We start from the raw sequence: 22,670 nt of genomic DNA on the forward strand, positions 1-22,670 counted from the left end.
TTGATTAACTGGCGCTAGCAAATTGAATTGGCTATCCGATAGACCGATCTTTCAGAAATTCCTACTGCAAGCGCTATTTTCCGCTTAGATCGTCCTTGGTTGAGTAGGCTTTCAACCTGAGTTGCTTTTGCCATCGCAGTTGGTTTCCTTCCTTTATACTTTCGCTCCGCTTTAGCTTTAGCGATACCTTCAAGCTGGCGCTCCAACATCATTTCGCGTTCGAACTGAGCAACTGACCCGAAAACATTTAGCATCAGCTTTCCCGTTGCGGTGGCTGTATCTAAGCCAAGGTCGATAACCCTCAGGCCGACACTTTTACTTTCAAGTTCTTCAACAATCTCCCCAAGGTGCCTTACGGATCTTGCCAAACGGTCCAGCTTAGTAACCACGAACACATCGCCTTCCCGACAGAACCCGATGGCCTCTGAGAGCGCCTCACGAGGCCCTACAGAGCTCCTTTGCTCTTCCCATACCCTGTCACACCCGACAGCTTCCAGCGCGTCTCTCTGAGAGTCAAATCCTGCTTTTTGTTCGAGTGTCGATGTTCTTGCATATCCTATGAGCATTGCGTGCCTTTCTTGTCTGCCAATGATGTCTAAGAAGTTGCGGCAGGGTGTCTGCCAAAAGTCTAAACCGACTTCATTGTCTGCCTATTCCGATACATCGTTGGTCTGACACATGGGCAAGGTCTATTGGCAGGCTCGGAATGGGCTCAGATAGGCATTGAGCCTTGTGAATCTAAGGCACTTAAGGGGGGGTAGGGGGTTGAAAGAGATCACTTCAAAAAAGGGGTTGGCTTTACTGTTGTTATTGTTGTTGGAATTTGCCGCCCGTCTGCCCAGCGCTTACTGTACAAAGTAACGCTCATAGTAAGTCATAAGTAGTCGACAAGGATGACTCATTCTCTGAGTCTCTCAGTGCCTACTCACAGAAAGGGTGTAGGGAGGTTAGCGAAACAATAATATGAAACTTGATACTCTTGGTAACCACTCGATTGGGACCACCTGCCTGATCTGCTGATGATTTGCTAAGAGACGTGCTTAACGACGTCGTTAGCGACGTGTCTTAGGTGGGGGTCGGCTATGCGTGGTGAGATACTGGGGTTTGAACGTCGGCGGCGCTGGAGCGACGAAGAGAAGCTTGGAATTGTCATGTCGGTGGACACGGATGGTGCGACGGTCACGCAGGTGGCGCAGCGCCACGAGATCACGCGGCAACAGATCTATGCGTGGCGGCATGATCTGAAGAACAAAGGACTTTGGTCGCCTGACGCAGGTGCGCTCTTCCTTCCTTTCGATATTCCTGAACACGGCGTTCCCGCCATCGCTGACACACCCACCGTCGCGGCCCCGATGGCTGTCGAACTGCGCTTGCGCAACGGCCGCAGCCTGCACTTCGACAGCAACATGGCTGCCTTGGCGCTGACGCAGCTAATCCGTGCTGTGGAAGCAGTATGATTGGTCCGGGCACTGGCGTTCGCGTCTACGTGGCTTGCGGTGTCACGGACATGCGCAAGGGCATTGCTGGTCTTGCTGCGCTGACCCAGGATGTCCTGCGCCAGAAGCCGACGGGCGGTGCGGTCTTCGCCTTTCGCGGCCGCAGGGGAGATCGGCTCAAGCTTCTGTATTGGGACGGTCAGGGCTTTTGCCTCTATTATAAAGTCCTGGAACGCGGCCGCTTCCCTTGGCCTGCAATGACCGAGGGGGCCGCCCGTCTGACGTCCGCGCAGCTTGCAATGTTGTGGGAAGGCATTGACTGGCGCAGGCCGGATTGGGGCGCGCCGCCCGCTCGCGTGGGCTGAATATATAGGCTAAAACGCTTTGTTTTTATGGCGCTATCACGTGCATTGTGGTAGCCATGTGCATGTCGAATGTAACGCAAAACCTCCCCGATGATCCCGCCATATTGAAGGCGATGATTGCGGCTTTGCAGGCGGAAAATGCCAAGATCTCGGCGACATTGCGGGTCCACGACCAGCTGGTTCAGGCCCTCCGCCTGCGGATCGCAAAGTTGCAGAAGCTGGCCTTCGGCAAGTCATCGGAAAAGATCGAGCGCGAGATCGAGCAGCTGGAACTGGCCCTTGAAGACTTGCTACTGGCCGTGGCCGAGGGCGATGAAGCGCCCATCGACGAAGGTCAGGACGAGCCGGCACCGGATGATCCCTCTGCGCCCGCGCTGCGTCGACGTCCACGTGTCTCGGATGCGACACCGCGCGAGCGTCGTGAACTTGATCCCGGCACATGCTGCGCTGACTGTGGCGGCGATCTGCGCGTGGTGGGTGAGGATGTCAGCGAACTGCTGGACATGATTGCAGCCCAGATGAAGGTGGTTCAGATCGCCCGGATCAAGAAGTCCTGTCGCCGCTGCGAGCGGATGGTGCAGGAGCCTGCACCCAGCCGTCCGATCCCGGGCAGCATGGCAGGCCCGAACCTGCTGGCTCATATTTTAGTCGCGAAGTTTGACGATCATCTTCCCTTATATCGCCAGCACGAGATCTTCGCCCGCATGGGCGCAGACATCCCCGAGACCACCCTTGTGGGCTGGTGCGGGCGGGCCATGAAGGCCTTGTCGCCACTGATCGAACGGATCGAGGCTGACATCATGGGCAGCGACCTGCTGCATGCGGATGACACGCCGATCCGGGTGCTGGACCGATCTTTGCGCGACAAAGGGCTTGGTAAAGGCGTCAGGCAGGGACGGATCTGGGCCTATGTGCGTGACCAGCGCCCATGGGCGGGGGATGCGCCACCTGGAGCCGTCTATCGGTTTGCGCCGGATTGGAAGGAGGAGCATGTCTTGGACCACCTGGCTAATGCCAGCGGTATCCTTCAGGCAGACGGTTACAAGGGTTATGCCAAGCTTTACGCGCCTGGACCTGATGGTTTGCCTCGTTTACGCGAGGCTTCCTGTTGGGCGCACCTGCGCCGTGACTTCCACGACTTCTGGGCATCGACCAAATCCGAGATCGCCCGCGAGGCGCTCGACCAGGTCGGCAAACTCTATGACGTTGAGCGCGATATCAGTGGCCAGCCTGCTGACGTCCGTTACGCGGCACGTCAAAAGTTCAGCCTGCCGAAGGTTGAGGCGTTCTTTACTTGGTCCGAGCAACAGCTCTTGGGCATCCCGGGAAAGAGCAATTTGGCCAAGGCCTTCCGCTATGGCCTCAACCGTCGGGAAGCCTTCAGCTTGTTCCTGGAAGACGGTCGCGTGGCCATCGACAATAATCCAGCTGAACGCGCCCTGCGACCGATTGGAATCGGAAGAAAGAACTGGCTGTTTGCCGGGGCCGACACCGGTGCAGAAACACTCGCCCGCGCCATGACGATCATTGAAACCGCAAAGCTAAACGGCCTCAACCCACAGGCCTATCTCGCTGACATCCTCGACCGCATCCATGATCACAAGATCAACCGCTTAGATGACCTGCTGCCGTGGAACTGGGTGCCGATGGCTGCGCAAAACAATCAAGCTGCATAAGCGCGGTATCAATGGAGCGGTTACTACTCTTGCTTCAGGTTGTACAGACAAGCTAATTAGTACGTCATGGCGGGCAATACATTGCATTGGGTGACATAGGCCTGCTGAAGTAAGGACCTAGTCAATTCCTTTTTTGACTGGGGCACGATCAGGCTGTCATGAACGGGAAGGCTTGGCACTGTGTGTTCATTCATCAGGCAAAGCATCACTGACAGGAAAGCTTCGGATTCATGGTATTGCAGAACAGACCAATCCAAATCCGTTTCCTCTAGTTGGGAGAGAGCTGGGTACTTGGCTAGAATGGCATTAACAACTTCGCCGATTTTCGGCACTTCACTGACATCTATGCCGTCTACTTCGGCAATGCCTTTCTTAGCACCGCGAGGCCATCTGGTTGGCATTTCCCCTTTCCCAAAGGCAGCAGTTATCACTTGCTTCACTGCAGCTCGGGAGTAACCGTCCAACGAGTATAGGTCGCTGGAAACTTCGTTCAGTTCGCCATTAAGACCCAAGAATATCGTAAGGTGGCTTGCACTGATGTCCAGCTCAGCCGTTTCTTCACCGTTGACAGTGATTAGGTTTCTTTCGCTCGAGGGAAGGGTCTGAAAGTTGTCTGGGCCCACAGCGTAAATGCGCCCCCCCTTGTTCCAGCTGAAGGCGGGGTCGTCGGCCATGTGAAACAGACGCCTTAGCCGGGGCTTGGTTGGGAAGCTGTAGGTTTGTTGGTCCAAGAACTCGTTCAGTAGCCATATCGGCTCAGCTTGATCGCTTAGTGCTTTCGGCTTGAAAGTTGCCTTTTTCCCATCGCAAGTTTTAGCCTCTATTGGGAAGCTGGCCCGATGAGCGTATTCGATATGGTCCTGAATATAAGCAGGCTCAACTCCTGATCGTTTGGTCAGATTGACCAGTCTTTCCGTAGCTCTCACCCGTCGGGCAAAGCCTCTACGTCGATAAGCTTCACCGTCAAAGTCGTCGAGCGGGCTAAAGCCTACAAAGAATTCGACAAGGCCATGATCCTCCCACACCTCTATCACTGCCTCTAACTGTCGTCGGGCAGCCAAATTGTTAGCGTAGTCATCCTGATTAGTGGGATGATAACAACATCCCAAAGCGGCTTCGTTGTTAGAGTGGATCATCAGATCGGACCAAAATGCAGAAAGGCTAGCTAGCAGACGTTTCTCCTCTTCAATGGTTCGCCTACGAGACCTTTTGCCTGTTTTCAGCTCGATTTGCATGAGCTCGTCGGTGAGTGTCCTAGTGAGAGCAATAGCCTCTCGTGATTTTGGCCTATAAAGTAACTCTGCCATTTGGGCTGCTCGCAAGATTTCGCCCTTCTGATCTGGGTTATCAGGAATAGGGGCGAGAGCTGGTCGTAGGGGAAGTGCTGATCCGTCCTGTGTGGTCATGAATGCTTTGCTTCCTTTCGTGGTTGCTTAGACTCAGTCCAAGGGAGAATTTCGGTCCAAGGGAGGATGCCAACCTTTTAGGCTCGCCCGAAGTGCTGCTTGTTTCTTCTGGAGCGTGAAGCCTGACCCATAGTTTGCTTGAGCCCCTGACCCTAAGCTGTGTCCAAGAATTGCATCCTGAAGCCGTGAGGAGACATCGGCAGCTCGAAGTGAGTCCTTCATGTTATGGCGTAGTGAGTAGATTCCGTGTTTTCGGTCCGGCGTGAAGCGTCGAAGTATTCTCATGAGTTGGTTGCTGAAGTTATCATGGCCCCGAGGTTTGGCGAACTTCGGGAACGCCTCACCCGATTCAGTTTCGCGTGCCTTAATATCTTTCGCTACCTTTAACGCACGACTGCCGGCGAGGGGTACCTTCCTTCTTCGGGCTGAATCCTTAAGGCCCCGGGAAGAATTCGGCTTAATCTCGATATGAGGGACATCATCTCCTAAGCTGATCTCATCTATGTGAAGACCGAGTATCTCTGCATTCTGTGCCCCGGTATGATGCATCAACGTCCAAATTTCCAAGAGCGTAGGATGAGGTTGCAAAGCTTCATACATGCTGTCGATGATATCGGTTGGAAGCGGTTCACGAAGGTCACTAGGAGCAGTTGACGCTTCAGGGTACTCAAGGTTTCTGAAGCAAGTACACTCGGCAAGATCGTATTCACGGGCGGCAAAATTTATGACCGCTTTGATGTTATTGATCTGCCGTCGTGCGGAAGCTGGCTTCATCCTCTTGAGCAGCCTGTCTCGGAGGGCTCTTGCGTGGGAACGTTTGATCTTCGTAATCGGTAGATTGGACCCGAAGGCAGCTAGCGCATGTTCTTCGATGCGTCTGAAGTTGTTCACGTTTTTCCGCTGCTTGAAAGGGTCAGGGTTCATTTTCTCTTTTAGGTATAGGTGAAAGGCGTCGGTGACAGTGGGTTCGCTTTGAACTGTATCAGCACCAAGCCTGAGGGCGACGACCAACTTGCTGTCTGCTTCTGAAACGCCTTCATAGGCCCCGGTTTCTTCAATAAGGGGATACTTATTGAGTATCTCTTCTGAATATTCGCGTCTTGCAGTTTTCTCATCCGTGGTAGCACCGGGGCCATGTGGGGTGAGGCCGTTGAGCCTGAAGAAAGATTTTATGTGCTCATGATGTTCCAGGGGGGTGGCGATCTCCCCTGTTGAGTTCACCAGTGCAATCTGTCGCTCAACATCACGATGATACTCACCGTAGGCTAAGGTGGCCTCTCGTTCTGAGATACCCAGCACCTTTGAAAACTCTGCCTTACCCAGTGCCCTGTGAAGTGACTTGGGGACTCTTCGCCTGTAACGGAAACGCCCGTTCTCATCGAGTTTAACGTATTTAAGCTTTAGCGCTGGGCGGGCCATAGATGTGTACCTAACGTGGACCTGAAAGTGGACCTATGTAGGGTAACAAACCTGATAAGGTGAATAAACCCAAAGCCTTAGCTGAGTTTATATGGTGCCCAGGAGAGGACTCGAACCTCCACACCGTTGCCAGTACTAGCACCTGAAGCTAGCGCGTCTACCATTCCGCCACCTGGGCACGTATCGTGTGGGGTGCTCTAAGGCTCGGCTGGGTGACTGTCAATCGCAATTTGGGCGAAAACCTGAAAATCCTCCGCGATGGCTGCTGTGCATTGGGGTTTGGTCTTGTGACAGGGGCGGCGCGCAGGTACATCCTGTGAAAGAATTTGATCTACAGGAGCGGCAAAATGTCTAAGCTGGTCACGATTTATGGCGGTTCGGGGTTTGTCGGACGCTATATCGCGTATCGCATGGCCAGAGCTGGCTGGCGGGTGCGGGTGGCGGTGCGTCATCCCAACGAGGCGCTCTTTGTGCGCACTTATGGTGTGGTCGGCCAAGTCGAGCCGATTTTGTGCAACATCCGCGACGATGGCTCTGTGCGCGATGCGCTGCGCGGGGCCGATGCGGTAGTGAACTGCGTGGGAATTCTGGTTGAGACCGGCAAAAACGGTTTTGACGCCGTGCAGTCCGAAGGGGCAGAGCGCATCGCGCGTATGGCCGCGGGTGAGGGCGTTGATCGCTTTGTTCAAGTCTCTGCCATTGGCGCGGATATGGAAGCCGACAGTGACTATGCCCGCACAAAGGGCGAAGGCGAGGCGGCGGTGCTCAAGCATATGCCCCATGCTGTGATCCTGCGCCCATCAATCATGTTTGGGCCAGAGGATGAGTTCTTTAACCGCTTTGCAGGTATGACCCGCACCGGGCCAATCCTGCCTGTTGCTGGTGCTTCGACCCGCTTTCAGCCTGTCTTTGTCGATGATGTTGCCAAGGCTGCTGAAAAGGCGCTTGAGGGGCAAGTCGCATCGGGCATCTATGAATTGGGCGGGCCGGACGTGGATACGTTCCGTGGCTTGATGCAGCGGATGCTCGAAGTGATCCACCGTCGACGCTTGGTGCTGAACATGCCGTGGTTCGTCGCCAAGATGGTGGCCTTTGGTTTCGACATGCTGCAATCGGTCACCTTTGGGCTGTTTACCAATAAGATGTTGACGCGCGATCAGGTCAAAAACCTGCGCAATGATAACGTCGTGGCCGAGGATGCGCGCGGCTTTACCGAGCTTGGCATCACCCCGATGGCGATGGATGCGGTGCTGCCTGACTATCTGTGGCGCTTCCGGCCCTCAGGGCAATATGACGCAATCAAAGCTTCGGCGCGTAATCTGCGGCAGGGATAATGGAAAACTCGACTACTCTGATCGCCGCCTTTCTGGGTTTGCTAGAGGGGCTGACAGAGTTCATCCCCGTATCTTCGACTGGGCATCTTTTGTTGGCCGGGCATTTCTTGGGTTTCCACAGCGCCGGGCGGTCCTTTGAGGTTGTCATTCAACTGGGCGCGGTTCTGGCGATCCTAACGGTGTACTCAGCACGGCTTTGGGCCGTGTTTTCGGCGGCACCGCATGATCCGCAAGCGCGGCGCTTTGTGTGGTCCGTTCTTTTGGCCTTTCTGCCTGCGGTCGTGATTGGCGTCATGGCGCATGAGTTTATCAAAACGGTCCTTTTTGAAACGCCGCTGCTGATTGCCATCATGCTGGTGCTGGGCGGGGTGGTCCTTTTGGTTGTTGACCGTATTGCGCCCGCGCCGACCTATTCTGACGCGACAAAATTTCCGCTTTCGATGGCCTTTAAAATTGGGGTGATCCAATGCCTCGCTATGATCCCCGGCACGTCACGCTCGGGCGCGACGATCGTCGGGGCGTTGTTGCTGGGGTCGAGCAAGCGCGCGGCGGCGGAATTTTCGTTCTTCTTGTCGATGCCGACCATGGCGGGTGCCTTTGCCTATGACATCTATAAGAACCGCGATGTGCTGGATGCCTCGGCCATGGGTGAGATCGCAGTTGGTTTTGCGATGGCTTTCATCTCTGCCGTGATCGTGGTGCGTTGGGTGCTCGATTACGTGAGCCGCTATGGCTACGCGCTGTTCGGTTGGTGGCGAATCTTTGTGGGCGTGATCGCGATTATTGCGCTCTACACGGGTTTATAAGCATATAGGTCCGAATCGGACTTTAATTTATGCATAAAAATGATGTCCGGGCGGTTCATTTGGCCGGAAAGAGGTAAATAGGTCAGCACTGCTGTCTTTTATTTACTTTTGCGCTCTTGTATTTGGGCCTTCTGACGGAATTTGTCGAAGGAACGGGTATATGGCGAAGCAGGTTATGCTGAAATTTACGGATGTGGCGCGGGACATGCCTGAGAAGCGTCCGCCCAACCTGCGCCGAACAGATTTCGACGAGATCTATGCCGAATACGCTGACCGCAAAGCCGCCGAGCAATCAAGCCGGTGCAGCCAGTGCGGTGTGCCTTATTGCCAGACCCATTGCCCGCTGCATAACAACATCCCCGACTGGCTGCGCCTCACCGCCGAAGGCCGGTTGGAAGAAGCCTATGAGATCAGTCAGGCGACAAACACCTTCCCCGAGATCTGTGGCCGTATCTGTCCCCAAGACCGTCTGTGCGAAGGCAACTGTGTGATTGAGCAATCAGGCCACGGCACCGTGACCATCGGCTCGATCGAGAAATACATCACTGACACCGCTTGGGAGAAAGGCTGGGTCAAACCCGCCGCCCCGCGTGAGGAACGTCAGGAAAGTGTCGGCATCATCGGGGCTGGCCCCGGTGGTTTGGCCGCAGCTGATATGCTGCGCCGTGCCGGTGTGCAGGTTACGATCTATGACCGCTATGACCGCGCGGGCGGGTTGCTGACCTACGGTATCCCCGGCTTCAAGCTTGAAAAAGATGTGGTAGAGCGCCGCAATGCGCAACTGGTCGATGGCGGTGTGACCTTTGAATTGAACTGCGACGTAGGCCGCGACATCAGCTTTGGCGCGATCCGTGGCAAACATGATGCAGTGATCATCGCCACAGGCGTCTACAAAACCCGCGAGATTGAAGCCCCCGGCGTGGGTGGCTTTGGCGTAGAGCGAGCGATTGATTTTCTGACCGCTTCCAACCGCAAAAGCTTTGGCGACACGGTTGAAGAATTCGAGAATGGACGCCTGAATGCCGCTGGCAAAAAGGTTGTCGTGATCGGCGGCGGCGACACGGCGATGGACTGCGTGCGGACCTCAATCCGGCAGGGCGCGGAAAGCGTGAAATGCCTTTACCGTCGTGACCGGGCCAATATGCCGGGCAGCCAGCGCGAAGTGCAGAACGCCGAGGAAGAAGGCGTGATTTTCGAATGGCTTAGCGCGCCAAAAGGCTTTGTCGGTGATCCGGTGACCGGGGTCATGGTGCAAAAAATGCGACTTGGTGCGCCCGATGTGACGGGTCGTCAGGCACCCGAAGTCATCGAAGGGGCCGACTACGTCGAAGACGCCGATCTGGTGATCATGGCTCTGGGCTTTGAGCCCGAAGACCTGCCGGTGCTGTGGGATGAGCCGGACCTGCCGGTCAACCGCTGGGGGACAATCAAGGCGGATTACGTCACCGGGGCCACCGCGCTGGAAGGCGTTTATGCCGTGGGTGACATTGTGCGCGGCGCAAGCTTGGTGGTGTGGGCGATCAAAGACGGTCGCGATTGCGCCGAAGCGATCCTGAATGATTTCAATGGGGTGCAGCGCATCGCCGCAGAATAAGCGACGGCGCGGGCTGCTGCCCAAACCCGAGATTTACATAGATGCGAAACCCGCAGGTCATGACTTTGCCGGGACGCAAGAAACCAAAACCAAGGCCGAAGTCACAGCAAGATTTGCGGCATTTGTGGAAGGAACCAAGCCATGACCAAATATGATGACGCCTGGGTAGCCCGCGAAGAAGCCAAACGCGCGATGATGGCCGAAAAGGGTATGTATAGCTTCGAAGAGGAACATTCCTCTTGCGGTGTTGGACTGGTGGTTAACATCAACGGCGAAAAGACCCGCGAAGTTGTCTCGAACGGGATTAACGCGTTAAAGGCGATCTGGCACCGTGGCGCGGTAGATGCTGATGGGATGACCGGCGATGGTGCGGGCATTCACCTGCAGATCCCCGTGCCGTTCTTTTACGATCAGGTGCGCCGTACCGGCCATACCCCCCGTGAAAATGAGCTGATTGCTGTGGGGCAAGTGTTCCTGCCGCGCACCAACTTTGCCGCACAAGAGACATGCCGGACCATCGTGGAAACCGAAGTGCTGCGCATGGGCTATTATATCTACGGCTGGCGCCATGTGCCGGTTGATATCTCAGTGCTGGGCGATAAGGCCAATGCGACACGGCCCGAGATTGAGCAAATCCTGATCTCTAACGCCAAGGGCGTGGATGAAGAGACATTCGAGCGTGAGCTATACGTGATCCGCCGCCGGATTGAGAAAGCCGCGATCGCCGCGCAGGTGCCACAGATGTATATCGCGTCGATGTCCTGCCGCAGCATCATCTACAAGGGCATGATGCTGGCCGAACAGGTGGCCGAATTCTATCCCGACCTGAAAGATGATAAGTTCATCAGCGCCTTTGCGATCTATCACCAGCGCTATTCGACGAACACCTTCCCGCAGTGGTGGCTGGCGCAGCCCTTCCGCATGTTGGCGCATAACGGCGAAATTAACACGCTGAAAGGCAACACCAACTGGATGAAGAGTCACGAAATCCGCATGGCATCTTCGACCTTTGGTGACATGGCTGAAGATATCAAACCGATCGTCGCAGCCGGGTCGAGCGACTCTGCTGCCTTGGATTCGGTGTTTGAGGTGTTGGTGCGCGCAGGCCGCTCAGCGCCGATGGCCAAGACGATGCTGGTGCCCGAGTCGTGGTCCAAACTGGCCGTGGAGCTGCCCCAAGCGTGGCGCGACATGTATTCCTACTGCAACTCGGTGATGGAACCATGGGACGGCCCAGCCGCGCTGGCGATGACCGATGGGCGTTGGGTTTGCGCCGGGCTTGACCGGAACGGTCTGCGTCCAATGCGCTATGTGGTGACTTCTGATGGTATGCTGATCGCGGGTTCCGAAGCCGGTATGGTGCCGCTGGACGAAGCACGTGTTGTGGCCAAAGGCGCGCTTGGGCCGGGGCAGATGATTGCCGTCGATATGACTGAGGGCAAGCTGTTCCACGATACTGAAATCAAAGACAAGCTTTCAGGCAACCAGCCCTTTGGCGATTGGGTTGGCAAGATCCATGAGTTGGATGACGCGCTAAGCGCGGTCACTGAAAAGCCGCTCTTTGAGGGCAATGACCTGCGCCGTCGTCAGGTTGCGGCGGGTTATACCATCGAAGAGTTGGAGCAGATCCTCGCGCCGATGGCCGAGGACGGTAAAGAGACGCTGGCGTCGATGGGTGATGACACGCCCTCGGCTGTTTTGAGCGGGCAGTACCGCCCCCTCAGTCACTTCTTCCGCCAGAACTTTAGCCAAGTTACCAACCCGCCGATTGACAGCTTGCGTGAATTCCGGGTGATGAGCCTTAAGACCCGGTTCGGGAACCTAAAGAACGTGCTGGACGAAGACAGCAGCCAGACCGAGATTCTGGTGCTCGACAGCCCCTTTGTCGGCAACGCTCAGTTCGAAGAACTGATGTCGCAGTTCAAGGTGCATACCGTCACCATTGATTGTACCTTTGAAGCAGGCAGCAGTAACCTAAGTGCCGGGCTGGCGCGCATTCGGGCCGAGGCCGAGGATGCAGTGCGCTCTGGCGCGGGGCATCTGGTGCTGACCGATCAGTACAGCGACGCAGACAAAGTCGCGATGCCGATGATCCTTGCCACCAGTGCGGTGCACAGCCATTTGGTGCGCAAAGGCTTGCGGACCTTTACGTCGCTGAACGTGCGCTCGGCGGAATGTGTTGATCCGCATTACTTTGCCGTGTTGGTGGGTTGCGGTGCGACCGTAGTGAACGCCTATCTGGCCGAGGATTCCTTGGCCGACCGGATCGGGCGCGGCCTGCTGGATATGACGTTGACGCAAGCGGTACAAAAATACCGTGAGGCGATCGACCAAGGCCTGCTCAAGATCATGGCAAAGATGGGGATCAGCGTGATCTCCTCCTACCGTGGTGGTTTGAACTTTGAAGCCGTAGGCCTGAGCCGCGCCATGTGCGCGGAGTATTTCCCCGGCATGACCAGCCGCATCAGCGGCATCGGCGTGGTAGGCATTCAACGCAAAGCCGAAGAAGTCCACGCGCGTGGCTGGCAGGGTGATGGCGTCGTCATGCCCATCGGCGGTTTTTACAAGCAGCGCAAAACTGGCGAGAAACATGCGTGGGAAGCCAGCAGCATGCATATGCTGCAAATGGCCTGTAACCGCGCCTCTTTTCAGATGTGGCAGCAGTATTCGAAGAAGATGCAGAGCAACCCGCCGATCCATCTGCGCGATCTGCTCGACATCAAGCCGCGCGGCAATCCTGTGCCATTGGAGGAGGTGGAAAGCATCACCTCGATCCGTAAGCGGTTCGTAACGCCGGGCATGTCGTTGGGCGCGCTGTCGCCCGAAGCGCATAAAACGCTGAACGTGGCGATGAACCGCATCGGTGCGAAGTCTGACAGCGGCGAAGGCGGCGAAGATCCCGCGCATTTCGTGCCTGAGGCCAATGGTGACAACCCGTCGGCCAAGATCAAACAGGTGGCCTCCGGGCGCTTTGGTGTGACGGCGGAGTATCTGAACCAGTGCGAAGAACTGGAGATCAAGGTCGCGCAGGGCGCGAAGCCCGGTGAGGGTGGACAGCTTCCGGGGATGAAGGTTACTGATCTGATCGCGCGGCTGCGGCATTCGACCAAGGGCGTGACGCTGATCTCGCCCCCGCCGCACCACGATATCTACTCAATCGAAGACCTTGCGCAGCTGATCTATGATCTCAAGCAGATCAACCCGCGCTGCAAGGTGACGGTCAAGCTGGTGGCGTCGAGCGGTGTCGGCACGATTGCTGCGGGCGTGGCCAAGGCCAAGGCCGACATCATCCTGATTTCGGGCCATAACGGCGGCACCGGGGCCTCGCCTGCGACTTCGATCAAATATGCGGGTCTGCCGTGGGAGATGGGCCTGACCGAGGCGCATCAGGTTCTGTCGATGAACAACCTGCGCGACCGGGTGACATTGCGCACCGATGGCGGCCTGCGCACCGGGCGCGACATCGTCATGGCGGCGATGATGGGGGCCGAGGAATATGGCATCGGCACCGCCGCGTTGATCGCCATGGGCTGTATCATGGTGCGTCAGTGCCAGTCGAACACCTGCCCTGTGGGCGTCTGCACCCAAGACGAAGCCCTGCGTGGCAAGTTCACCGGCAATGCTGACAAAGTGGTGAACCTCATCACCTTCTACGCGACCGAAGTGCGCGAGATTCTGGCCAGCATCGGGGCACGCAGCCTTGATGAAGTCATCGGCCGTGCGGACCTGTTGACGCAGGTCAGCCGAGGCTCTGCGCATTTGGATGATCTGGACCTGAACCCGCTGTTGATTACCGTCGATGGCGCGCATGAGAACGTCTATGACCGCGACAAGCCGCGTCAGGTGGTGCTTGATACGCTGGATTCTCAGATCGTGCGCGATGCGGCGCGGTTCTTGGAAGACGGTGAGAAGATGCAGCTGTCCTATGCGGTGCAGAATACGCACCGCACCGTGGGCACGCGGGTCAGCAGCCATATCGTCAAGCGGTTCGGGATGCGCAATTCCTTGCAGCCGGATCACCTGACGGTGAAGCTGACCGGCAGCGCCGGGCAATCTTTGGGCGCTTTTGCGGCGCCAGGGTTAAAGCTGGAAGTCTCGGGCGATGCCAACGACTATGTCGGCAAAGGCCTGTCGGGCGGTACGATTGTGGTACGGCCAACGATGGCGAGCCCGATTGTGGCGTCGGAGAATACGATCATCGGCAACACGGTGCTTTATGGTGCGACGGCGGGCTATCTCTTTGCCGCGGGCCGCGCGGGCGAGCGTTTTGCCGTGCGCAACTCGGGCGCGCATGTGGTGATCGAAGGCTGTGGCAGCAACGGTTGTGAATATATGACCGGCGGTGTGGCGGTGATCCTTGGTGAGATCGGCGCGAACTTTGCCGCCGGGATGACCGGGGGGATGGCCTATTTGTATGATCCCGAAGGGCTGGCGCCGAAGCTGATGAATGCCGAAACCATTGTGACCTGTGCGGTCACTGTAGAGCATTGGCTGAATCAGTTGCATGGGTTGATTGAGCGTCATGTAGCGGAGACCAACAGCCGCAAGGGCGCGGATATCCTCCAGCATTGGGACACGGAGAAGCACAACTTCTTGCAGGTCTGCCCGAAAGAGATGCTGGTGCATCTGCCTGCGCCACTGAGCGTGGAAGAGGCGGCAGTTCCGGCAGAGTAACAAGGGCCATCGGCTGCCCGTGGGGTGGTGATTGCGACGGTCCTTCGTGCCGCTTAATAGATCAGCTTTGGCGTGACTCTGCAGAGTTGCGCCAAGGTTCCCCAAATCGCCAGCCCGCGGGTACGGGCAGGCGATGGCCCGGCGCCTGCGGCTTGATTCCGGGCGGGGGTGGTATTCAAAATTGTCTGCGCTACCTCTGCCTCTCCACGGGAGGCAGATCATGCGAAGAATTCTAGCGGTATTGCTGATAATCACAGGCCTCAGCGCCTGCACCGACACCGCACCGCGTGGCGGGGGCGACATCCTTGTGTTGGGCGATTCCATTATGGCGTGGAACGGCAACGCGGCGATCCCCGATGTCATTTCCAACCAAACGGGCCGCAGCGTCACCAGCCGCGCGGTTCCCGGCGCACAGTTCGACAATGGCTCGACCATCGCCTCTGCCGTCGGCTTTGACATTCAAAGGCAGTTCCCCGGCGGGCGCTGGAATTGGGTGGTGGTTAACGGCGGGGCTAATGATCTAAGCGCCGATTGCGGCTGTGGTGCCTGCGGCGCATCCGTGAATGCGCTGATCGGCCCGGACGGTCAAAGCGGCAGCATTCCGGCTTTTCTGCAAAGGCTTAGCGCCGAAACAGGCGCGCAAGTCATGTGGATGGGGTATTACGCCGGTTCTGGCTCCGGTTCCTTCGCGGGCTGCCGCGATGATCTGGTCGAAATCGAATCCCGCATCGCCACTTTTGCCGCAGGTCGCCCGGGAATCTATTTCGTCGATTCCGAGAACGTGATCGACCGGGGGGATCGTGGGCTTTTCGCAGGGGACAACGTTCATCCCTCCGCTCGTGGATCGGCCCGGATCGGTGCCTATCTCGCGCAAGAGATCACCGCGCGTGAGAAAAGTTCACAAATCCCTGCGAGCAGCCTATAGCTAATTCATGACCACGCGCAAAAAGACCGCCTCAAAAGGCCAAACCCGCCGCAAAGCCGCGCCAAGAATCACGTTGAAAGAACGGGTCACCCGCTGGCTGTTTGGTGCAGCCCTTTTGTCTGGCGCATTGGTGGTTTTGCTGGTGCTGCTTTTTCGGTTCGTTAACCCGCCCACCGGCGTCTACATGTTTTCCGAAAGCCGCCGTTTGGGTGGGGTTCAGCGCGATTGGGTGCCGCTGAACCAGATTGCCCCGGTCATGGCCCGCTCTGCCGTGGCAGCGGAGGATGCGAATTTCTGCAACCATTGGGGCTTTGACATGGAGGCGATCCGCACCGCGATCGAAAACGGCTCTGAACGCGGGGCATCGACGATCAGCCAGCAGACGGTCAAGAATGTCTATCTCTGGCATGGCCGGTCGTGGATACGCAAAGCGATGGAGGCGGGGATGACGCCGTTGGTCGAAGCGCTTTGGCCCAAGCGGCGGATTATTGAGGTTTACCTGAACGTGGCAGAGTTTGACGAAGGCGTGTTTGGTGTCGGCGCGGCGGCCCCGCATTACTTTGGGGTCAGCGCCGCAGAGCTTAGTGCGACACAGGCGGCGCGGCTCGCCGCTATTCTACCCGCGCCCAAAGACCGCTCTGCCTCGCGCCCTAGTGACTTTACCCGCAAGCGCACGGCGCAGATTATGGACGGGGCGGCGACCATCCGCGCGGACGGTCGTGCCGCCTGTTTCGACAGTTGAAAATCCCTGCGCCAGCAGGCATGGAAGAGTGCAATCCCTTTAATCACACGGACTTCTTATGACGGCTCGCTTGTTTCACGTTCCCTTGTCCCCCTTTTGTCGCAAGGTGCGGCTCAGCCTTGGGGAGAAGAAGATCGAGGTGGAACTGGTTGAGGAACGTTACTGGGAGCAAGACCCGGATTTTCTGCGCCGTAACCCGGCGGGCAAGGTGCCCGTTCTGCGGCTCGACGGGATCATGATGTCCGAAAGCGCCGCGATCTGCGAATATATCGAAGAGACCCGCCCCGAAGCGTCTCTGCTGCCCAGCGACCCGGTGCAGCGGCTTGAGGTGCGCCGATTGGTCAGTTGGTTCGATGATAAGTTCCACCATGAGGTGACATCCAAACTGCTTTATGAGCGGGTAAATAAGAAAGTCACCAAACAGGGCTATCCGGACAGTAAGAACGTCAAAGCCGGGGCCAAGGCGATCAAGTACCATCTGGACTATATGACGTGGCTGCTGGATCACCGCCGGTGGTTGGCGGGCGACGTGATGACACTGGCCGATTTTGCGGCTGCGGCACATCTGTCCTCGCTCGACTATATTTCCGATGTCGATTGGAACCGGTCGGATGTGGTCAAAGACTGGTACGCCAAGATCAAATCCCGCCCGGCTTTCCGCTCGATCCTTGCGGATCAAGTTCCGGGTTTCCCGCCGCCAAGGCAATACAACAACTTGGATTTCTGATGGCGTTCGGGGCGCCAAGAAGGTGACCGTGGACAGCGAAGACCTGAAGACACGACTGGTCGCGCGAGCGCTTGAAGAAGGCTTTGTTGCCTGCCGTATTTGCCGCCCTGCCGATGTCCCCGAAGTGCCCGAACGCCTCGCTCGTTTTGTTGAGGCCGGGTATCATGGGCAGATGGGCTGGATGGAAGACCGGATGCACTGGCGCGGCAATCCTGCCGCCCTCTGGCCCGAGGCGCGGTCGGTCATCATGCTGGCCGAAAGCTATACCCCCGAACATGACCCCCGCGCGGTGTTGGAGCATCCCGACAAGGGTGCCATCTCGGTCTATGCGCAGGGGCGTGACTACCACGATATCGTCAAGAAACGGCTGAAGCGGCTGGCGCGTTGGCTGATGGAAGAGGCGCGCGCGGCTGACCCTGAGGTGAAGGTTTTTGTCGATACTGCCCCGGTGCCCGAAAAAGCCTTGGCGCAGGCGGCGGGGCTGGGCTGGCAGGGGAAGCATACCAATCTGCTAAGCCGTAAGTTCGGCAACTGGGCCTTTTTAGGCTCTGTTTTCACCACGCTGGACCTTGCCCCAGACGCGCAAGAGGTCGATCACTGTGGTTCCTGTCGCGCTTGCCTTGATGTCTGTCCGACAGATGCTTTTCCCGGCCCCTATCAACTCGACGCGCGGCGCTGCATTTCCTATCTGACGATTGAGCATAAAGGCCCCGTTGATCTGGAACTCCGCGAAAAGCTGGGCAACCGGATCTATGGTTGCGACGATTGCCTTGCCGCATGCCCATGGAACAAGTTCGCCGTGACGGCGAGCGATATGCGCTATCACGGGCCAGTAGTGCAGCCTGCCGATCTGGCCGAGCTTGCCGCACTGGACGATACCGCCTTTCGCGCGCGTTACTCGGGCTCTCCGATCAAGCGGATCGGGCGGGATCGGTTTGTGCGCAACGTGCTCTATGCGATAGGGAATTCGGGGCTGGCACCGCTGCGCAGTGCGGCGCAATCTTTGACCGAAGATGCTGATCCGACTGTTGCTGATGCAGCGCGTTGGGCGGTAGAGCGATTGGCATAGGGGGCGCGCCATTGGCGGTTTTACTGGGCGTGGACACGGGCGGCACCTATACGGATGCGGTGCTGATCCGCGATGAAGTCGACGTGATCGCGTCGGCCAAGGCCCTGACAACCCGTCAAGATTTGGCAATTGGCGTTGGCAAAGCTGTTAGCGCTGTGCTGGCGCAATCCGGTGTGGCAGCGGCCGAGATCGCAATGGCGTCGCTGTCGACGACCCTTGCCACCAACGCGCTGGTCGAAGGACAGGGCGGCCGCGTGGCGCTGATTTATGTTGGGTTTCCCGCGCGCGATCTGGAGGCACATAGCCTAGCTGACGCGCTGCGCGGCGATCCGTTCCTCTTGCTGGCCGGGGGCCATGACCACGCCGGGGCAGAGGCTGCGGCGCTGGACGAAACCGCGCTAATCGCCTTTTTAGAGACACACAAGCATGAGGTAAGCGGTTTCGCCGTGGCCAGCCAATTCGCCACCCGCAATCCTGCGCATGAGTTGCGGGTGATGGAACTGGTGGCGCAGAGGGCGGGCCGCCCGATTTCTGCCTCCCACACTCTTTCCGCCAAGCTTAATGGCCCGAAACGTGCCTTAACTGCCTTATTAAACGCGCGGTTGATCGGCATGATTGACCAGCTGATCGGGCGCACCGAAGACCAATTGCGTGCCTTGGGCATCGACGCCCCGATGATGGTGGTGCGCGGCGATGGGGCCCTGATGTCGAGCGCGCAGGCCCGCCAAAGACCGATAGAGACGATCCTCAGTGGCCCGGCGGCGTCACTGGTCGGCGCGCGCTGGTTGACGGGGGCCGAAACGGCGATGGTTTCTGACATTGGCGGCACAACGACGGATGTGGCGTTGCTGCGTGATGGGCGTCCGGCGATTGATCCAGCAGGTGCGCAAGTGGGGCCATACCGCACCATGGTCGAGGCCGTGGCGATGCGCACCCATGGTCTGGGCGGTGACAGCGAAGTGCATTTCATAGCCGAAGGGCTGACGGCGGGGGTGACGCTTGGGCCAAAACGTTTGCTGCCCGTCTCTCTGATCGCTGTCGACGCGCCAGAGGTGGTGCATACCGCGCTAGACGCACAGTTGCGCCGCAACGTCCCAGGGGAGCATGATGGCCGCTTTGTTCGCGCCGTACCGGGGCAGGCGACCGAAGGGCTGGCGCCACGGGACCTGTCCCTGCTGGATCGGATCGGTGACGCGGTGCGCCCCTTGGGAGATGTGCTGCGCAATCGGATGGAACAAGGCGCACTGGCGCGGCTGGTGGCGCGTGGGCTGGTTCAGGTCGCAGGGGTCACCCCATCGGACGCGAGCCATGTGACCGGGCAGCTTTCGGCATGGGATCGCGGTGCCGCCCGTAAGGCGCTTGAGCTTTTCGGGCGCAAGCGCGGTGGGTCTGGACTACAGTTCTGCCCTAAGCCGGAAGCGCTGGCGCAGATCATTATTGGCCGTCTTACCTATCAGACCAATCAGGCGTTGTTAGAGACTGCTTTTGCCGAGGAAGGCACCGATTTTGGCCTTCCCCCAGAAACCTTGGCGCGCCATGTGTTATTGCAACGCGGGCTGGCGGGGCACCGGGGGGTGTTGCGGATCGATGCGGGTCTGAACATGCCGATTGTCGGGCTTGGCGCTTCGGCATCGACCTATTACCCGGCAGTCGGAGAAGCCTTGGGTACCCAGATGATCCTGCCTGAACATGCCGCCGTCGCCAACGCCATTGGTGCGGTGGTGGGGCGGGTCATCACGCGCGAAAGCGGCAGTGTGACATCGCCGGGCGAAGGGAAGTTCCGGGTGCATCTAGTTGAAGGGCCAAAGGATTTCCCAGATGCGGAGAGCGCTTTGGCCCAATTAGAGACTGTTCTGACCAAGGCCGCCCGCGCCCGCGCCGAATCCGCAGGGGCGGTTGAGATTGAATGCCAAGTGACGCGCGACATCCGCACGGCGGGAGTCGAAGGGCGGGAGGTTTTCGTTGAGGCAGAGCTTACCGTCGAAGCCTCGGGACGGCCACGCGTGGCCGTGGGCTAACCCCCGGCGCGGGGCCGGGGGCTGCGGTGTTACTCGGCTGCTTCGCGTTTTGGTAGCACCCAATCCGCACGGGGGAAGTGGCAGGTATAGCCGTTGGGCAGACGCTCAAGGTAATCCTGATGCTCAGTCTCGGCTTCCCAGAAATCACCGACCGGCTCAACTTCGGTGACCACTTTACCAGGCCAAAGGCCGGATGCTTCCACATCGGCAATTGTATCTTCGGCCACGGCTTTTTGTTCGTCGTTCACATAGTAGATCGCAGAGCGGTAGCTCATGCCGCGATCATTGCCTTGGCGGTTGATCGTGGTGGGGTCGTGGATCTGGAAAAAGAACTCCAGCAATTCGCGGTAAGAGGTCTTTTCTGGGTCAAAAGTGATCTCAATCCCTTCGGCATGGGTGCCGTGGTCGCGATAGGTCGCATTGGGCACATCGCCACCGGTATAGCCAACGCGGGTCGAGACCACGCCGAGGCGGCGGCGGATCAGGTCTTGCATGCCCCAGAAACAGCCACCGGCCAGTACTGCGCGTTCGGTCGTCATGTCACATTCTCCACTTGGTTAAGGTACTCGCCATAGCCTTCGGCTTCCATGTCGTCGCGGTGGACAAACCGCAGGGAGGCGGAGTTGATGCAGTAGCGCAGGCCGCCACGGTCGGGGGGGCCGTCGGGAAAGACGTGGCCAAGGTGGCTGTCGCCATGCTTGCTGCGGACCTCGGTGCGGACCATGCCGAGGGTGGCATCCTCAAGCTCTTCGACATAGGCGGGCTCGATCGGTTTGGTAAAGCTGGGCCAGCCGCAACCGCTCTCGTATTTGTCACTGCTGGCGAACAAGGGCTCGCCCGAAACGATATCGACATAGATGCCCGGCTCTTTGTTGCTCAGGTATTTACCTGTGCCGGGACGTTCGGTGCCGCTGCGTTGGGTGACGTGGAACTCCTCAGGGCTGAGTGCATCAAGGGCTTCGTTCGTTTTCTCGTAATGGGGCATGGCGTCCTCCAGTTATGGGCTTGGCCTATTAGATGGGGTGTGGCCGCGAAATTCAAAGGGTTTGCGGCTCACACTGGCGTTATGCCTTGCGCTGGCGCGAGACTTGCACGGCAAGGATGCCGCCCGCGATGATCGCCACACCAAGGATGTCGCGGGGTCCGAGCATTTCACCCAGCAACAGTGCCGCAATGGCCACGCCGAAGAACGGATTGAGGAAGTGAAACGTCGCAGCCCGCGTGGCGCCGATGCGGTTTACGAGCCAGAACCAGACCACGGTAGCAGCAAGGCCGGGCACAAGGCAGGTATAGGCGAAGGCCAGCGTTAGGCGCAGGCTGGGGTCGATGCGCGGTGTCTCGAACAAGAGGGTAGCGATAGAGAGGGCCACGCAGCCCACCAGCATTTGCAAGCCGACGACCATGAGGAAATTACCGCCAGAGGTCGCCCCGCGTACCAGCAGGGTGGCTGCGGTAAGGGCGACAACGCCGATTGCGCAGAGTATGAGACCGTAGAGGTCAACTTGGCCGCCAAGGCGCGCGCCCATGATGATGGCAACACCCAGCACGCCGGCAAAAAGACCCGCGATGCCGAGCGGGCGGAGTTTTTCACCCATGAAGGCCCAAACAGCGAAGCCGACAAGCAATGGCATCGTAGAGGCAATGATCGCGGCGAGGGAGGCTTCGATCGTTTGCATGGCGATGAAGTTTAGGCCGAGGTAGACTGCGTTTTGCAAAACGCCAAAAACGATCGTGGCACGCCATTGCGCGGGGGTAAGGCGCCAGCTTTGGCCCAAGGCCAGGGCGATGCCGACACCGATGAGGCCAGAGATTAGGTAGCGGAGGGAAAGGGCCAGTAGCGGCGAGGCGTCCATGACGATGATACGCGCCGAGGTGAAGGCCGAAGACCACATCACGGCAAAGGCCAAGCCCATGAGAATTGCGCGTATGTCCACGAAAATGCCCCCTGTTCTGAACTTGCTAAGCAATGGCGGGTTTGAAGAAGGAGAACAAGGTGGGAAGAAGGTAGAAAATACCACCAAGCCAGGAAACAAGGCGCAGGCGCCTTCACTCATCATCTTCCAACGAAAAAGGGCCGCCCGAAGGCGACCCTTTCGCGAACATTCAGCCCAAGGCTTACTCGTTCACGCTGTCCTTCAGTGCCTTCGCGATGGTCATCTTGACCACTTTGTCGGCGTCTTTTTTGAACTGCTCGCCAGTGGCGGGGTTGCGGACCATCCGCTCGGGGCGCTCACGGCAATAGATTTTGCCAACGCCCGGCAGGGTCACGGCACCGCCGGCGGACACTTCACGGGTGATCAGGTTGCAAACGGCGTCGAGCGCTGCGCCTGCGGATTTCTTGTCGGTGTCCATCTCTTCTGCCAGAGCAGCAACGAGCTGGGTCTTGGTCATCGGTTTTGCCATTTTATTCTCCTTAGACTGCCCGCGTTTTAGGGCCTCATGGCCGGAATGTAACGGTATGTTGTGGGATAACACAACG

Annotated in this window: 19 protein-coding genes and 1 tRNA gene; 12 read left to right on the forward strand and 8 right to left on the reverse strand. The window is 58.1% G+C overall.

What is annotated here, in order from left to right; genetic code table 11:
• Positions 1–14: 14 nt before the first annotated feature.
• Entirely contained in the window at positions 15–566 is a 552-nt protein-coding gene (locus DSM110093_RS01080; RefSeq protein WP_243266314.1) for a recombinase family protein, read from the reverse strand.
• A gap of 516 nt (positions 567–1,082) precedes the next feature.
• Between DSM110093_RS01080 and DSM110093_RS01085 the strand changes: the two genes are divergently transcribed.
• The 3 genes from DSM110093_RS01085 (at position 1,083) to DSM110093_RS01095 (ending at position 3,477) form a co-directional block, all read left to right on the forward strand.
• On the forward strand, positions 1,083–1,457 hold the full coding sequence (locus DSM110093_RS01085; protein WP_243266315.1) for a transposase: 375 nt from the start codon (positions 1,083–1,085) through the stop codon (positions 1,455–1,457).
• Positions 1,454–1,801 (forward strand): IS66 family insertion sequence element accessory protein TnpB, encoded by a 348-nt coding sequence (tnpB, locus tag DSM110093_RS01090; RefSeq protein WP_086055032.1) that lies wholly within the window; start codon positions 1,454–1,456, stop codon positions 1,799–1,801. Before DSM110093_RS01085 ends, tnpB begins: the two co-directional genes overlap by 4 nt.
• 62 nt (positions 1,802–1,863) lie before the next feature.
• Entirely contained in the window at positions 1,864–3,477 is a 1,614-nt protein-coding gene (locus tag DSM110093_RS01095) for an IS66 family transposase (protein ID WP_243266316.1), read from the forward strand.
• 56 nt (positions 3,478–3,533) lie between these two features.
• Here DSM110093_RS01095 and DSM110093_RS01100 read toward each other — a convergent pair whose 3' ends face one another.
• The 3 genes from DSM110093_RS01100 to DSM110093_RS01110 form a co-directional block, all read right to left on the reverse strand.
• Positions 3,534–4,883, reverse strand: a complete 1,350-nt coding sequence (locus tag DSM110093_RS01100) for a hypothetical protein (RefSeq protein ID WP_243266317.1) — start codon at positions 4,881–4,883, stop codon at positions 3,534–3,536.
• Positions 4,884–4,916: 33 nt separating this feature from the next.
• Positions 4,917–6,302 (reverse strand): hypothetical protein, encoded by a 1,386-nt coding sequence (locus DSM110093_RS01105; RefSeq protein ID WP_243266318.1) that lies wholly within the window; start codon positions 6,300–6,302, stop codon positions 4,917–4,919.
• A gap of 92 nt (positions 6,303–6,394) precedes the next feature.
• Positions 6,395–6,480, reverse strand: a tRNA-Leu gene (locus DSM110093_RS01110).
• 169 nt (positions 6,481–6,649) lie between these two features.
• Here DSM110093_RS01110 and DSM110093_RS01115 point away from each other — a divergent pair.
• From DSM110093_RS01115 to DSM110093_RS01155, 9 genes are all read left to right on the forward strand, one after another.
• A complete protein-coding gene (locus DSM110093_RS01115) occupies positions 6,650–7,636 on the forward strand; it encodes a complex I NDUFA9 subunit family protein (protein WP_243266319.1) in 987 nt (328 codons plus the stop codon).
• A complete protein-coding gene (locus tag DSM110093_RS01120) occupies positions 7,636–8,442 on the forward strand; it encodes an undecaprenyl-diphosphate phosphatase (RefSeq protein WP_243266320.1) in 807 nt (268 codons plus the stop codon). Before DSM110093_RS01115 ends, DSM110093_RS01120 begins: the two co-directional genes overlap by 1 nt.
• A gap of 160 nt (positions 8,443–8,602) precedes the next feature.
• Entirely contained in the window at positions 8,603–10,036 is a 1,434-nt protein-coding gene (locus tag DSM110093_RS01125; RefSeq protein ID WP_243266321.1) for an NAD(P)-dependent oxidoreductase, read from the forward strand.
• A 141-nt stretch (positions 10,037–10,177) separates the two neighbouring features.
• Positions 10,178–14,710 carry a glutamate synthase large subunit gene (gltB, locus tag DSM110093_RS01130; RefSeq protein ID WP_243266322.1) on the forward strand — a complete coding sequence of 1,511 codons (4,533 nt, stop codon included), beginning with the start codon at positions 10,178–10,180 and terminating at the stop codon, positions 14,708–14,710.
• Between the two features lie 220 nt (positions 14,711–14,930).
• Complete coding sequence (locus DSM110093_RS01135) at positions 14,931–15,635, forward strand: SGNH/GDSL hydrolase family protein (RefSeq protein WP_243266323.1); 705 nt, start codon at positions 14,931–14,933, stop codon at positions 15,633–15,635.
• A gap of 7 nt (positions 15,636–15,642) precedes the next feature.
• Positions 15,643–16,377: a monofunctional biosynthetic peptidoglycan transglycosylase gene (gene mtgA, locus DSM110093_RS01140; protein WP_243266324.1), complete on the forward strand. Its 735-nt coding sequence runs from the start codon at positions 15,643–15,645 to the stop codon at positions 16,375–16,377.
• 58 nt (positions 16,378–16,435) lie between these two features.
• Positions 16,436–17,104 (forward strand): glutathione S-transferase family protein, encoded by a 669-nt coding sequence (locus tag DSM110093_RS01145; protein WP_093927724.1) that lies wholly within the window; start codon positions 16,436–16,438, stop codon positions 17,102–17,104.
• A gap of 22 nt (positions 17,105–17,126) precedes the next feature.
• Positions 17,127–18,173: a tRNA epoxyqueuosine(34) reductase QueG gene (gene queG / locus DSM110093_RS01150; RefSeq protein WP_243266325.1), complete on the forward strand. Its 1,047-nt coding sequence runs from the start codon at positions 17,127–17,129 to the stop codon at positions 18,171–18,173.
• An 11-nt stretch (positions 18,174–18,184) separates the two neighbouring features.
• Positions 18,185–20,191, forward strand: a complete 2,007-nt coding sequence (locus DSM110093_RS01155) for a hydantoinase/oxoprolinase family protein (RefSeq protein ID WP_243266326.1) — start codon at positions 18,185–18,187, stop codon at positions 20,189–20,191.
• Between the two features lie 29 nt (positions 20,192–20,220).
• Here DSM110093_RS01155 and msrA read toward each other — a convergent pair whose 3' ends face one another.
• From msrA to DSM110093_RS01175, 4 genes are all read right to left on the reverse strand, one after another.
• Positions 20,221–20,730: a peptide-methionine (S)-S-oxide reductase MsrA gene (gene msrA / locus DSM110093_RS01160; protein WP_243266327.1), complete on the reverse strand. Its 510-nt coding sequence runs from the start codon at positions 20,728–20,730 to the stop codon at positions 20,221–20,223.
• Positions 20,727–21,176, reverse strand: a complete 450-nt coding sequence (msrB, locus tag DSM110093_RS01165) for a peptide-methionine (R)-S-oxide reductase MsrB (protein WP_243266328.1) — start codon at positions 21,174–21,176, stop codon at positions 20,727–20,729. The genes msrA and msrB overlap by 4 nt, the downstream gene beginning before the upstream one ends.
• Before the next feature lie 79 nt (positions 21,177–21,255).
• Positions 21,256–22,125, reverse strand: coding sequence for a DMT family transporter (locus DSM110093_RS01170; protein ID WP_243266329.1), 870 nt, complete (start codon positions 22,123–22,125; stop codon positions 21,256–21,258).
• Between the two features lie 181 nt (positions 22,126–22,306).
• On the reverse strand, positions 22,307–22,594 hold the full coding sequence (locus DSM110093_RS01175; protein ID WP_007118569.1) for an HU family DNA-binding protein: 288 nt from the start codon (positions 22,592–22,594) through the stop codon (positions 22,307–22,309).
• Positions 22,595–22,670 lie beyond the last annotated feature (76 nt).

The organism is Sulfitobacter sp. DSM 110093, assembly GCF_022788715.1.
Taxonomy (GTDB): domain Bacteria; phylum Pseudomonadota; class Alphaproteobacteria; order Rhodobacterales; family Rhodobacteraceae; genus Sulfitobacter.